11 protein-coding genes are annotated in these 13,041 nt (G+C 50.9%); 5 read left to right on the top strand and 6 right to left on the bottom strand.

Annotated elements, in window-relative coordinates; genetic code table 11:
- Positions 1 to 110 precede the first annotated feature (110 nt).
- Positions 111 to 374, top strand: coding sequence for a hypothetical protein (locus GCWU000325_RS12160; RefSeq protein WP_169303813.1), 264 nt, complete (start codon positions 111 to 113; stop codon positions 372 to 374).
- A gap of 114 nt (positions 375 to 488) precedes the next feature.
- Here the strand turns inward: GCWU000325_RS12160 and GCWU000325_RS03880 are convergent, their stop codons facing one another.
- The 3 genes from GCWU000325_RS03880 to mtaB are packed head-to-tail and all read right to left on the bottom strand — an operon-like array spanning position 489 to position 3,750.
- Positions 489 to 1,229, bottom strand: a complete 741-nt coding sequence (locus GCWU000325_RS03880) for an SAM-dependent methyltransferase (RefSeq protein ID WP_006254838.1) — start codon at positions 1,227 to 1,229, stop codon at positions 489 to 491.
- Between the two features lie 22 nt (positions 1,230 to 1,251).
- Complete coding sequence (locus tag GCWU000325_RS03875) at positions 1,252 to 2,304, bottom strand: glycosyltransferase family 2 protein (protein WP_006254837.1); 1,053 nt, start codon at positions 2,302 to 2,304, stop codon at positions 1,252 to 1,254.
- Between the two features lie 60 nt (positions 2,305 to 2,364).
- A complete protein-coding gene (mtaB, locus tag GCWU000325_RS03870; RefSeq protein ID WP_050756617.1) occupies positions 2,365 to 3,750 on the bottom strand; it encodes a tRNA (N(6)-L-threonylcarbamoyladenosine(37)-C(2))-methylthiotransferase MtaB in 1,386 nt (461 codons plus the stop codon).
- 481 nt (positions 3,751 to 4,231) lie between these two features.
- Here mtaB and GCWU000325_RS03865 point away from each other — a divergent pair, with 481 nt between their 5' ends.
- The gene (locus GCWU000325_RS03865) at positions 4,232 to 4,435 is read left to right on the top strand and encodes a PG1828 family lipoprotein (RefSeq protein ID WP_006254835.1); all 204 of its coding nucleotides are present in this window, start codon (positions 4,232 to 4,234) and stop codon (positions 4,433 to 4,435) included.
- Positions 4,436 to 5,020: 585 nt separating this feature from the next.
- Here the strand turns inward: GCWU000325_RS03865 and GCWU000325_RS03860 are convergent.
- Both GCWU000325_RS03860 and GCWU000325_RS10935 read right to left on the bottom strand, forming a co-directional pair.
- Positions 5,021 to 7,225: a S9 family peptidase gene (locus tag GCWU000325_RS03860; RefSeq protein WP_006254832.1), complete on the bottom strand. Its 2,205-nt coding sequence runs from the start codon at positions 7,223 to 7,225 to the stop codon at positions 5,021 to 5,023.
- A gap of 86 nt (positions 7,226 to 7,311) precedes the next feature.
- On the bottom strand, positions 7,312 to 8,109 hold the full coding sequence (locus GCWU000325_RS10935) for a TlpA family protein disulfide reductase (RefSeq protein WP_211205524.1): 798 nt from the start codon (positions 8,107 to 8,109) through the stop codon (positions 7,312 to 7,314).
- Positions 8,110 to 8,151: 42 nt separating this feature from the next.
- On the opposite strand from GCWU000325_RS10935, the gene GCWU000325_RS03850 reads away from it, so the two are divergent.
- Positions 8,152 to 8,922, top strand: coding sequence for an acyl-[acyl-carrier-protein] thioesterase (locus GCWU000325_RS03850; RefSeq protein WP_006254830.1), 771 nt, complete (start codon positions 8,152 to 8,154; stop codon positions 8,920 to 8,922).
- 682 nt (positions 8,923 to 9,604) lie between these two features.
- On the opposite strand, the gene GCWU000325_RS03845 is transcribed toward GCWU000325_RS03850, so the two are convergent.
- Positions 9,605 to 10,015: an HU family DNA-binding protein gene (locus tag GCWU000325_RS03845; protein ID WP_006254829.1), complete on the bottom strand. Its 411-nt coding sequence runs from the start codon at positions 10,013 to 10,015 to the stop codon at positions 9,605 to 9,607.
- Between the two features lie 849 nt (positions 10,016 to 10,864).
- Between GCWU000325_RS03845 and GCWU000325_RS03840 the strand changes: the two genes are divergently transcribed.
- Together GCWU000325_RS03840 and GCWU000325_RS03835 are read left to right on the top strand one after the other, a co-directional pair.
- Positions 10,865 to 11,050 (top strand): hypothetical protein, encoded by a 186-nt coding sequence (locus GCWU000325_RS03840; protein WP_006254826.1) that lies wholly within the window; start codon positions 10,865 to 10,867, stop codon positions 11,048 to 11,050.
- Positions 11,051 to 11,090: 40 nt separating this feature from the next.
- Positions 11,091 to 12,830, top strand: coding sequence for a hypothetical protein (locus tag GCWU000325_RS03835; protein ID WP_040599290.1), 1,740 nt, complete (start codon positions 11,091 to 11,093; stop codon positions 12,828 to 12,830).
- Positions 12,831 to 13,041 lie beyond the last annotated feature (211 nt).

Genomic DNA, 13,041 nt, shown 5'->3' with positions numbered 1-13,041 from the left:
TCTTCTGTTGATAAGGCCGCAAGCTGCACGCAACGACAGCCACTGCGCCCTCATTTCTGTATGCGTTCTGCTGCTTTCGTTTTCGTTTGGCGGGAGCAAACCATTGTTTGGTGGGAGCAAACTATCGTTTGGTGGGGTCAAACCATCGTTTGGTGGGAGCAAACAATAGTACGATAAGGAAAGAACAGCAGCATAGCAGCGGTTGTCGTGCAATTTGTTGTCCCTTAGCCGCGATTTATCAAGGTCAGAAAAAAGATTGTGAGAGAAAAGGAAACGAAAACAAGAGGGGCGGCCAAACCATTGTAAAAAAGAGCATTGCAGGCAAGCAAGAAGCAAAAAAAATCGGCCACTGCGAGCCGAATAATTGGGCGTAAAGCTTGCGATAGGCAGCCATACGCCATAATATATAAGCGGTATGGATCAAAAATGGGGAGATCAATGGCGCTACAACAGCATGGAGAGAGGGCTTGGCCGGACGCTCCGCGCCATTAGCCGGCGTAAAGCGCAAAAATAGCAGGCGTCTTGCCCAAATCGGGCAGTCCTGTTTGGCGCCATTGGCGAAGGGTGCGCGTGCAAATCCACTCTTGCGGCGTCGTAATGCCCGCCGCTATGCAAAGGCGCGTAGTCGGCTGGCAGGCTTGCAAGACATCAGCAAAAAGGCGCACATTGCGATAAGGCGTTTCTATGAACAACTGCGTGCGGCGCTCGTTGCGCGATTGGCTTTCCAAGTGTTTCAAACACCGTTGTCGCTCCGCGCCGTCAATGGGCAAGTAGCCGTTGAAGGCAAAGCTTTGCCCGTTGAAGCCTGACGCCATCACGGCCAAAATAATCGACGACGGGCCGACCAATGGCACAACTTTCAAACCTTCGCGTTGGGCCAAGGCTACAATATCTGCACCCGGGTCGGCCACGGCCGGACACCCCGCTTCGCTCAATACGCCCATCGGTTTCCCATCGCGGAGCGGCTGAAGATAACGCTTGAAGGCAGCGGCGTCAGCGTGCTTTCCCATCGGGTAAAACTCGCACGCGTCGATGTCAAACGTGCGATCGGCGCGGCGGAGAAACCGGCGAGCGGTGCGAATCTCCTCTACAATAAAATGGCGAATGGAACTTAGCAACGCTATATTGTAAGCGGGCAGCACGCGGTCGCACGGCGTATCGCCCAAAAGCGTCGGGAGCAAATAAAGTGCCGGCTCAAGCGCTTGCGAAGGGGTCTGTGTCTCGTTCATAGGTAGATGGTAACTTAAAATATCAGCGATCGGCCTCGGCCGGAAAGAAGCGGCGCAAACAATCAAAACGCTTGCAGCCCTTAAAATAAAAGAGGTATAGCAAACTGCCCGACAATTGCTGCGGAATAGTTTGCACGACGGCGCGGCGCAAGTTCTCTTCTCGCTGCGCAGTGAAAGTTGGTCGCAAGCGCTTAAACTCGCGTCGGGCTTGGACGACGGCGCGTGCATTGGCAGCGTGGCCCGTCAGCAGATATTTCAACGCAGCGATATAATCCAAACATCGACGCCGGCGCATTACGGGGCGCAAATCGGCGACCGGCAGGTTCTTATAAAGCATCAACAAGTTGTTGCGGAAGTTGAGGAAAGTCTTGCGCGGGTGTTCCATAGCCAAAGTGCCGCCACCCACGTGGTAGACGACACTCTGCGGAATGCAGACCACTTTTCTTCCGCGCGCATTCAGGCGCCAACAGAGGTCGATCTCCTCCATATGGGCAAAGAAGCGCTCATCAAGGCCTCCGGCCGACAACCAATCGGCGCGGCGAATCATCAAAGCAGCGCCCGTCGCCCAAAATACGGAACGGACGTCGTCATATTGCCCACCATCGCGCTCGATCACCGAAAAGACGCGTCCGCGACAAAAAGGATAACCATAGCGATCCAGATATCCGCCCGCCGCACCGGCATATTCAAACTCCTCGGGGCGACGCTGCGCGCGGAGTTTGGGTTGGCAAGCAGCCACTTCGGGGTGTGCTTCCATGTAATCCAAGAGCGGACGGAGCCAAGCAGGCGTCACTTCGACGTCAGAATTGAGCAGGAGTAAATATTTTGCGTCAATCTGCGCCAAAGCTCTGTTGTAGCCGCCCGTAAATCCGTAGTTGCGGTCCAAAGTCAGGACGCGCACGGAGGGAAAATCGTCGCGCAAAAGCTGCAAACTGTCGTCCGTCGAACCGTTATCAGCTACAATTACTTCGGCCTCAGCACTCGAATACGCCACGACGGAGGGCAGAAAGCGGCGCAGCATTGCAGCACCGTTCCAATTGAGAATAACGACGGCTATGGGTTTACTAAGATTCATAAAACTGCGATAAAGGAAATCATTGCCGGGCGGCAGGCGTGGTCAGAAAAGAGATAAGCATCACAAAACTACAGTGAGCGATTCCTCATCTGCGGTAAAGTCACCCAAACGTACGCGCTGGATGGTGTTGTCGGCGCTCTGCCCGCCCTCGACGCGGATGTAATTGTCCGTAAATCCGTGTAAGGGGCGCCCTTCTTTGGAATGCTCCCACAAGACGGGGCGCTCCGTGCCGATGAATCGACGGAAGAAAGCCTTACGCTTCTCCTCCGAAAGCGCCAACAAACGCTTACTGCGGGCTTGCTTGGTTTGCGCATCCACAACGTGAGGGATCTGAAGCGCCTGCGTACCGGGGCGCTCGGAATAACTGAAGACGTGGAGGCGGGATATATCTATGTCTTCGATAAACTTGTAGGCGTCTTCGAAGAAGGCATCCGTCTCGCCGCGTGTGCCGACAATCACGTCCACACCAATGAAGGCGTCGGGAATCGCTGCGCGCACCTTTTCGATCTTACGACGGAAGAGCTCCGTATCGTAACGCCGCCGCATCAGGCGCAAGACATCGTCACTACCACTCTGAAGCGGGATATGAAAATGCGGCATAAAGGCACGCGATTGCGCACAGAAGTCGATAATTTCATCCGTCAGCAGATTAGGCTCGATAGAACTGATGCGATAACGCTCAATGCCTTTCACGCGGTCAAGCGCCTGAATGAGCTGGAAAAAGGTTTCGCCCGTGCTGCGCCCAAAATCGCCGGTGTTAACGCCGGTCAGCACAATTTCTTTTCCACCTTCGGCCGCCACGGCTTCAGCTTGGCCGACGAGCGACGCAATCGTCCCGTTGCGGCTTCGGCCTCGAGCGAGCGGAATCGTGCAATACGTGCAATAATAGTTGCATCCGTCCTGCACTTTGAGAAAGTATCGCGTGCGATCACCTTTACTACACGACGGCACGAACGTGCGTACGTCTCGCGTGGGCAAGGCTATGGCAGCGTGGATGTTTTCTCCCTTCTCCAAGGCCTGACGCTGAGCGAGTCCTTCTCGGATATAGCGTACGACGTCTCCTTTTTGCTCCATTCCGATGACCAAGTCGACGCCCGGAAAGCGGGCTATCTTTTCCGGCTGTAGCTGCGCATAGCAACCCAAGACGACGACGAAGGCGTCAGGGTGCTCTCGCGTAAGGCGGTGTATGGCTTGGCGGCATTTATGGTCGGCCACGTCGGTCACACTACACGTATTAACGATGCAGATGTCGGCCGTTTCGCCGGCTTCGACCGGCGAAACGCCGTAGCGGGCCAAGGTATCGCGCAAGGAGGATGTTTCAGCGAAGTTCAACTTACAACCCAGCGTTTGGAAAGCCGCTTTTTTGCCGGCCAAAAGGCTGTCTTTGGCGTAGTGAAGCGTTTGATTGCCCAAGGCTATATCGTTCTTTTTATCTTCTATATTCATTGTTTTGTCATCCGTTCGGCAGATAGGCGCAGCCTGTTTCAACTTCAGAATTGCCGAATTGTAGCTGCGAAGATACAAATTTTCAACAGAAGGAGCGCATTTCTTATCCCCCATCGCGCAGCGTCCTGCGACAGAGGCCAGCGCCCGACCCGCCCTCGCGCCGGGTTCCTCTTTGAGTGACCTATACACATTATATATATATAAAGGCAGCAAGGGCGACTACTGAGAGAGGAATCGGGGCTTGAAGGAGGCCGTTTCTATACGCCTTTGGTCACATTTTAGAGGGAGAGAATCGCTATTATTATTGCACACTTCCTACTATAAGTGGGAAATAAAGTTGGCAAAATCGCAAAAATGTGTTAAATCGCCGTTGAAGGACGCAAAAAAGAGCACGTTTCATTTGGACTACTTCAAAAAGTCCGTACTTTTGCATCGTTTTAATAAAGGCAATTGATTGTTTTACTTAAAAATTAAAAGACCAATGAAAAAGTTAGTTTTCATGCTCGTAGCTTTCGCAGCTGTTTCTTTCGCTTCTTGCGGTAACAAAACTGAAAATGCAGGTACAAACGACAGCGATTCTGCTGCTCAAATGGCTGACACTACAGTTAAAGATAGCGCTGCTGCTCCTGCTGACTCTGCTGCTGCTCCTGCAGCTGCTGACTCTGCTGCTCAGCCGAAGGCTTAAGCATAGACAAGTCAAAAGAAAAAAAGCCTGTGGGTATTTACCTGCAGGCCCTTTTTGTATCCGGTCGGGCGAGTGGCAACAGGCGATTCGGCCGACTTGATTTTGATGATGCGGCGTGCGAACTGAAGGGGTCGTGCGCTGCTTAGTTTTTGACGACAAAAGGAACGAGGATGACTCGCGCCGGATACAGACTGTGAAAAGTTCACAGGAAACTACTGAAGCATAACCATTTGGAAGTTCTTCGGCCCACGGATGAGGTTTTTTATCACGAGAAAAAAGGCTTGCGCTCGTGATAAAAAAGGCTTCACCTCACGAGCGCAAACTCTTTTCATCGTGAGCGCAAGGGGCGTGAACTGACGCTGCTTGTATGGTAGCGAAGAGAACGCATTGCCCTAAGACTACTTTGTCCGTTTACCTTAGGCTTCTACGCGGCGCGGTATCAGTTGTGCGCAAGTCGGCGTGGGCTGTCAGCAAGAAACAAAAAGTGCGAGGCAAGCCCAAGCCTGCCTCGCACGCGTTTATCCTTTTCCCCACGATCGCACTGCTGCCAACTGCGACGTTTGCAACAGCGCGAAGGGGAGCGTTTTACAAATTATCGAAGAAGAATTTCGATATGCGCTCATAGAGATGCAAGCGCGTATTGCCGCCATTGATAAAGTGGTTGCGGTTGGTGTAGATTTGCATCTGAAATTGCTTGTTGGCCTGTACCAAAGCTTCAGAGTATTCCGTGCAATTGCGGTAGTGTACATTGTCGTCGGCCGTACCGTGAACGAGCAATAAGGCACCGTGCAACTTTGCAGCGCGATTGATGGGGTTGATATCATAGCCCGGATTCTCTTTGGGCGTACGCATATAACGCTCAGTATAGACGGTATCGTAATATTTCCAATTAGACGGGGCGGCCACTGCGACACCGGCTTTGAAAACGGGGCGCCCCTCACTCATAGCCATCAACGTATTGAAGCCTCCAAAGCTCCATCCCCAGATGCCGATGCGACTTCCGTCGACGTAAGGCAGAGATGAGAGATAAACGGCGGTCTCTACTTGGTCCTTAGCCTCTTGTTCGCCCAAGCGAAGGTAGGTGCACTTCTCAAAATCTGCACCGCGGAAGCCTGTGCCTCGACCATCGACGCAGACAAAGATGTAGCCGTTTTGCGCCATATAAGACTCAAACAAGCCGCCGCCGTAAGAACCGATCGACCAGGCGTCTTTTACCTCCTGCGAACCGGGACCGCTGTATTGATACATGATGACGGGATATTTCTTACCGGGATCAAAGTGGCGCGGCTTAATCATCCATCCATTCAACTTCACGCCATCGGGCGTCGTAAAAGAGAATAGCTCTTTCGTACCTACCTTGTCGGCCACGCGCTGCTTGAGTTCGGCGTTGTCAACGAGCGTCGTCAGCGTCTTGCCGTTAGCGTCGCAAAGCGTGGTGATAGGGGGTGTTGTCAGATTAGAATAGACGTTGAGGAAATACTTGAAATTCGTGGAAAAAGTGGCAGCATTCGTGCCCACCTGCGTAGATAGGCGGCGCGTTTTGCCGTTCTTTTCAGCTACATATACGGCCCTGCGCAACGGACTTTCAGCTGCGCTCTGGTAGTAAGTGCGCTCCGTTGCCGGATCGTAGCCATAAAAAGTCGTCACGTCGTAATCGCCGTTTGTCAGACGGCGCAGTTGTGTGCCGTTGAGGTCATATAGATACAGCTGTTTGTAGCCTGAGCGCTGCGAAGTCAGCACGAAGCGACCGGGATAGAAGGTCAGGTCGTTGTAAGCAGCCTCTACCAAATATTTTTTGTCCGTCTCGCGCAACACAAGTTTGGCCACGGTGGAACGCGGATTGACCATATAGATATCCATGCGGTCTTGGTGGCGATTGAGCGTGACTACCGCCAACTTTTCAGGGTCGGAAGTGAAGCAAATGCGCGGGATGTAACCGTCGCTATCAAGCGGCACGGCCATTGTACGCGTGACGCCGGCCTTAATATCAAAACTCTTCACGCAGACATCGGCATTTTTAGCGCCGGCCACGGGATATTTGTAGTTGTAATAGCCGGGATATTCGTCGAATTGCTTGAGCGTGGGATAGGCGCCCTTGTATTCTTGAATGGAATAGACGGGCACTTTGCTCTCATCGTAGCGCACCCAAGCCAGCATCTTGCTGTCGGCCGAGAAATCGAAACTGCAGTTGGTTGAGAACTCTTCCTCGTTGACCCAATCGGGGATGCCGTTGAGCACTTCGTTGAACTTGCCGTCGGTAGTCACTTGGCTTTCGGCATTGTTGAAGAGCAACTTCACCAAGAAGAGGTTGTTGGCTCTGACGAAGGCCACCATCGTGCCATCGGGCGAGAAGTGGGGCACTTGCTGCGGACCACCGTCGCTCAGGCGCTCGAACTTGTTGTTTTGAATGTCGAAGATGTAATACACAGCCGTAGATGAGCGGCGATAAATCATCTTTGTCTCCGTCTGCAATAAGATTTTTGAGGCGTCGGGCGACATAATGTAGCCGTCAATGCGGGTCAAAGTGACTGGGCCGCGCGCCGTATTGCAGTCAAAAAGCGTGCCTACCTCTTGCCCGGTCTTAAATGATCGGCGAATAATACGTGCGCCATCGTCGGAGATTTGCGTGTAGGTCTCGCCGTCGGCAGCCGGACGAACGCCGTAGATATAATTGGGCGCAAAGGCGCCATGTACGACGTCTTCCAAGCGAAGCGGTTGCGTCGTAGGCTTTTGGGCTGAAAGGCCACACCAAGCTACAAGAGCGAGAGCGGCAGTAAGGAAGTATTTCATTTGTTGTGAATTTGTGTGCGTCATAATATAGATAAAATTATAATAGAGTGAGTGGACAAGCGGTATGCACAAGACTCTATGATTTCTTATTCTTCATATAATGTCTTCAATAATTGGTGGAGGAAATCGCGTTTCTGTTGGCTCGTTCCGTCCATTAAGTATCTAATAAGCCCTTTCTTATCAACCAGAACCGTCAGCGGATAAGCGTGGGGTTTGAATTGGAGAAATAGATCATTATCTCCAGCTACTTGATGAAAGCGAAAGCCGCGCTCATCAACAAGCTTTGCAATATCCTCTGGCGCCTCGTAGGTCACGGCAATATAGTTTGCATCAGGCATTTCAACAACCCAACGGCTCAATTCAGGCATTTCAGCTATGCAAGGTTTACAGCCGGTAAACCAAAAATTGAGTACCAACGGCCGCCCTTTGATTTTCCCATTGTCAAAAACACTTCCAGCAACAGTTCGCACGCTGAAAGGCTTAATATACTCGCCGACCTTTGGGCGTAAAGGGTCTACATTGTAACTGAAAGCTGTGGTTCGGGGCTTTTTATCGTTCCTAATAGCCGCTAATATCAAATCTGCATCCAAAACATCTTTAACAGGCGTGCTGTATTTCAAATCTTCCGGAGATAAAGAGTCGGATAAGGTGCAATAAAATATGATCCGATGGCCGACTTGTACGATATTTTTTGGCAAAAGATCTGCGCTCATCGGGCATTCTTTAAAGAAAGAGCCATTGATTACAAAACGACAATCTACGGGCAACGCTAGAGTTTGCCCCCGCATTGAACTGAAGGCAGTGAATAGTAAAATAGTGATCAAAAAGTGCTTCATCAACAGTAAAAAATAGGCTAAACTCCTTGCAAAAATAAAGATTTCCAACGAATTTGCTTAGTTTTGCAGTAAACTATTACGCAACTTATTATGGAAAAGAGGCAGATCGGGACGTATAAGTTCAAGGTAGAGCCTTTTTCAGAAGACTTTACAGGACGCATAGCTTGGGGAAACTTGGGCAATATCTTACTGCGCTGCGCGCAAAAGCACGCTTCGGAGCGCAAATTCGGTTTCGGACCGACCAGTGAGGAGCAATGGAGCTGGGTATTCTCACGCTTGATTATTGAAATGGAGGATCGACCGATCGCCAATGCAGACTTTAGGGTCTCGACGTGGGCCAGTGGCGTCGTCAGACAATTCACGACGCGCTTGTTTTCCATACAAGACGCCGCCGGACGGGTAATAGGGCACGCCTACAGCGTATGGGCCTTGATCGATCTGCGCACAAGGCAACCGGTAGACTTGGCTCAACTCTCGCACTTTCAAAACGTGCTGCTCCCAACGCCGAACTTCCCCATTAAGGGACCGGGGCGCATCCGCTTAAAGCCTGAAGAAACGGCTCAAGCGCAAGCCATCGGACGCGTAAGCTTTTGCGATTTGGACTCAAACGGGCACGCGAATTCGATACGATTGTTAGAAAAAGTGCTGGATCTGTTTTCTAAAGAATGGTATGAGCACAATAGGCTGCGCCGCGTGGAAATAGCTTACGCAAAGGAGACCTTTTACGATCAAGAATTGCACTTCTATAAGGCGAAACGCGAAGGGGGAGTCTACGATGTTGAGATCCACCACGCTGATGGCACGACTGCGGTAAAGGCGCAATTGACCTTCGCGCCCGGCAAGCCGACAGCAAAGCCCTAAAAGAGAGCGGCCGCTGCGCCGTCCGCTTGAGCCGTATACATTATATATATAGGCCGGACATTATATTTAATCTTGACATACGTGTTTTGTGAGCTTTCAAACTGTCAACTTATTTAATCCACTACAGCCCCGTAGTGGAGCAAGGTAAGATTGACAACCCCTTAAGGTTGGTCTCTCAAAAACATCCTAATTTATGGATAAAGGGCGCTTCGCGCTTTTACGGAAACGCGCAAAAAGTAAGATAGAAACGGAAGAAAAGTTCAAAAAATGCTGATTTCATCGAGGATTCAGCTACAAAAGATACCGCTTTCGGCACTCCGATTCACCATCTCCGCACCCCGTTTCACCACTTCCGGCACCTCGATTTACCATCTCCGCACCTCAACTCACCACCTTCGCACTCCGATTCACCCACCTCCGCACCCTCGCCAAACTTTCACCTACGATCGTTGAAACTTTCCTATAAGACAATTTCAACTCTCCTATAAGAGAGTTTAAACTTTCACCTAAGACAATTTTTCCGATCCTATAGGAAAGTTTGTCCGAAACCTATCCTCGCACACACGAAAAACGGGCAAAATTCAAGAAGATACGAAAAAGCCGCGCTTCCCAAACAGGGAAACACGGCCGATGATAAGTGTGAAACGCTTTTTGCTGCGCCTTTCAGTGCCTTTCGACCCGACTACTTCGCATTCAGAATATCGTTCTGCGCACCGAAGATTGAGTTGCGCTTGTCGAGAGCCATCCGCATCGTACTGCTTTTCGTAAACCGCACGCTTACGCGCTTAATGAGATTTGCCCCTTTTTCCTTGGCCTCTTTCGCCGTCAACGTACCCTCGGCGTGCATCGTCAGATGGAAAGAGCCAAGATCGCCTAAGCGAACCGAATTGCCGTCCGCAAGCGTTTCGAGAATCTCATATTGCAATGCATCCAAGACCGCCTTGACGGAGGCCGAAGATACGCCCGAACGCTTCTCGATGCGCCCGACAATCGTGCGCAAGAGTACGGGTACGCCCGGCGCCATCTGCGGATAAAATTTCACTTGATCTCTCTTGAGCGGATTTTTCTTCGCTCTGATAACGAATTTAATCATTGTGGTATAGATTTAATTGGTGAATAATTGAATCAAGAGCGCTCCTCGCCCTTGCGCTTGCAAAGGTAAGCATTTCTGCCGAACCGACAAAACGATCCGAAGAGCCGGCATAAGGCCCTGAAGAGCTAATCACTCCCCCGAAGAGCCTGCAAAACACCTTGAATAGCCCGTAAAAATTCCCCGAAGAGCCTGCACCTTTGCCGATACGCGGACGAATTTGAAAGACCAACCCTAAGGGGGTTGTACTTTTGCGGCGCATCGTGGCAGGGTTGTCACTTCGTTCCAACGCCTGCCCTGCCAAAAGACCAAGCCTAAGGGCTTGTGGGCGTGCTTTTTTCGTATCGTTATATAAATTTGTTGCGGGAAATAGTCGATTGTTCGCCTAAACTCGCGTCTTTTTCCCTGCGATATTTGCCGGTTTCAATAAAAGGCCTTACCTTTGCTCCCAAATACGATTACGATGCCCGGCGGGTGGGTGTGAAGATGTTAGCAAAAACAAATATAAACAAAGCCAATGAACAGGTGCTGCGGAGCAATGTGGATTTCTCTGCACTTTTTAAGGGTTTATATTTGGGCGAATCGGAGATTTTGCTAACACACACACACACACACACACACACACACACACACACACACACACACACACACACACACACACACACACACACACACACAGGCGCAGGCCGTAATCACACACTTTCAAATCCTTTCCTACGCGCGCGCGAAGCGTGCCGTAAACTTAGCAAACAAAGGGCTTCCGGCAAGTTCCCTTTGTTCGTTTTGTCATACCCTTTTGCCTCCTGGGGCAAGCGAAGAAATCAGCAAGATTTAATCCATTAAATAAAGCATATGAAACAGAAAGAAAACGAGAAACGCACCTACGTGACGCCGCAGGCGGAGTTTATCGAACTCGGTCACAGCTTCCAGCTGTTGTATTTCTCCGGCGATCACCAAAGTGTCGGCGATGACGGCGATCCCCTGCACGCCCCGCGCTTCGACGACTTCCCCGACAATGAAGACGAAGAAGATCTGTAGAAGACGGAAACAATTGGTAACGAACAAAAACTACAAAACAATGAAAAGAAAGATGAAGACAAACATTTTATCCCTGTTGTCCCTCACCGCCCTGCTCTTCGCAGCCTGCGCCACCGACGATTTAGACCCGGGCAAGCAGAAGCCGGGGTCGGAGATCGACACCACAGGGCTTACCGCTTTTTCCATGGTAAAGCCCAACGAAGGCCCTGAAACCCGCCTCTCGGGCGAATATACCGGTTCGGGCGTCGACTTCTATTGGTCAGATGACGATAACCTCTTTGTGAATACCCACGCCGAAGGTCCCTCACGCGAGTGGCTGAGGGATAAATGGAATAACATTTATGAACTGGCAGGAACTGTTAGTGGTGGTCCCGGCCGCGCTCCGAGGGCCACGTTCTGGTTCGAAGGCGAATTTACCAAACCTGAATATCGCGTGCGCTACTTAGGTAAGAACCACGGTGCATACCACGATTTAGACGAAATATATATTCCGGAAGATCTCAATTATCTTGGCCCCTTCATTTACGGTGTGAAACGCTCCAGACATGGCGACTTCGCCACGGGCATTGCGCACCGGCAACCCGACGGCAATTATACTTTCACGCTCGAGCACAAAGGCTCTTACATAACCTTTCGCCCCTACTCCGATCATGCACCCTTCACGAAATGGGGCGGATTGTATGTTCGATATATCGATGTAATGGCCGACCAGGCTCTCTGCGGCCGATTTAAAATCAAGGGCGACACCATCGACCTGAGTTCGCGCCCCGTCGACGACCAATACAAGAAGAGCACCTGCTATCACCATTATAATGACCTCTTACGGCTTACTGTAGGGAATCCTCCCGCAGTGCCGCCGGTGCCGGGCGAGGGCCACAAGTATGACACCCCTTTATACGCCATAATGAGCATTGCTCCGGGCACATATACCAACTTCACCGTGAGATACTGTTTCCTTATTCGTAGCACAGGTAGGTATGGTTACGTCACCAAGACCTATCCGCGCGTAACCTTTACCGCCGGTAAGAACAAGGTGATCAGCCAGAACATGCAAGTACACGAATATCCTGCCGATACGTATTATATGTGGGATGCCGCCGTTGGACAGCACTACTGGAAAGGCTATGAATGGAACGGCCCCAACCCCAATCAACCTCCTTATTCATCTGCTGACCAGATAGGCGACAAAAATCCGAAGAACAACCAGGACCCTCGTTGGTACAACGAAGTGGCCCCCTATGCCGATCCTACCGGTGCCGCACCGGCCGTGGCAGCCACCCGAAGCTGTAAAGACCTACCCAATGTCAACGAGCTATGTTGGTATGCCAAGTATGGATTTGGTTATGGAGGAGATTACGAAATATATAGTGTAATGAACTATCTCGAGAGTCATAAAGTCTGGTTTAGAAAATTGAGCGCCATTGCCAAAAGTGTGGGCAAGACGGTCGACGAATTAAAGGCAAAAGCTCCCGACGGCATCGACTACACCAGAAGTATCAAAAAGCCGGACTTTGGTAACGGTTCCCTAACGATGGAGAAGCCGGATAATCTGAAGGACTATTTCTGTCTGCCCATGATGGGAGCATACGTACCGGATACGAACGGGAATGGCTATTTTGGCAATATGGGAGAAACGCTTTACTACTGGTCGAGTACACCTGTTCCGGGGCATCCTGATTATGCATATGCCTTGCAAGCGGGAAGATTCACCTATGGACCGGAAGTCGTGATCATTCCTCGCAAACACGGAGCCTGCACCATGTGGCCGACCGACCGCTAAGCCATACACGCCTTATATAAACCCCGATTGCACTTACACTCCTTATAGGAGTACAAGAGGAGTCCTTATAGGAGTACAAAAGGAGTCCTTATAGGAGTACAAAAGGAGTCCTTATAGGAGTACAAGACAAGTCCTTATAGGAGTACAGGAGAACACACAAAACAATAGTATTAACCGGGTGCCGCTCCAAGACGAACGGCACCCTTTTTCA

The sequence above is a fragment of the Alloprevotella tannerae ATCC 51259 genome, from assembly GCF_000159995.1.
Classification (GTDB): domain Bacteria; phylum Bacteroidota; class Bacteroidia; order Bacteroidales; family Bacteroidaceae; genus Alloprevotella; species Alloprevotella tannerae.
The sequence above is the reverse complement of the archived record's forward strand: the minus strand, read 5'-3'. Positions and strand labels throughout refer to the sequence as shown.

Bases quoted from the DNA above. Each gene is read 5' to 3' on its own strand.
- GCWU000325_RS03880 (WP_006254838.1), bottom strand. From the start codon at position 1,229: ATGAACGAGACACAGACCCCTTCGCAAGCGCTTGAGCCGGCACTTTAT.
- GCWU000325_RS03875 (WP_006254837.1), bottom strand. From the start codon at position 2,304: ATGAATCTTAGTAAACCCATAGCCGTCGTTATTCTCAATTGGAACGGT.
- mtaB (WP_050756617.1), bottom strand. From the start codon at position 3,750: ATGAATATAGAAGATAAAAAGAACGATATAGCCTTGGGCAATCAAACG.
- GCWU000325_RS03865 (WP_006254835.1), top strand. From the start codon at position 4,232: ATGAAAAAGTTAGTTTTCATGCTCGTAGCTTTCGCAGCTGTTTCTTTC.
- GCWU000325_RS03860 (WP_006254832.1), bottom strand. From the start codon at position 7,225: ATGAAATACTTCCTTACTGCCGCTCTCGCTCTTGTAGCTTGGTGTGGC.
- GCWU000325_RS03850 (WP_006254830.1), top strand. From the start codon at position 8,152: ATGGAAAAGAGGCAGATCGGGACGTATAAGTTCAAGGTAGAGCCTTTT.
- GCWU000325_RS03845 (WP_006254829.1), bottom strand. From the start codon at position 10,015: ATGATTAAATTCGTTATCAGAGCGAAGAAAAATCCGCTCAAGAGAGAT.
- GCWU000325_RS03840 (WP_006254826.1), top strand. From the start codon at position 10,865: ATGAAACAGAAAGAAAACGAGAAACGCACCTACGTGACGCCGCAGGCG.
- GCWU000325_RS03835 (WP_040599290.1), top strand. From the start codon at position 11,091: ATGAAAAGAAAGATGAAGACAAACATTTTATCCCTGTTGTCCCTCACC.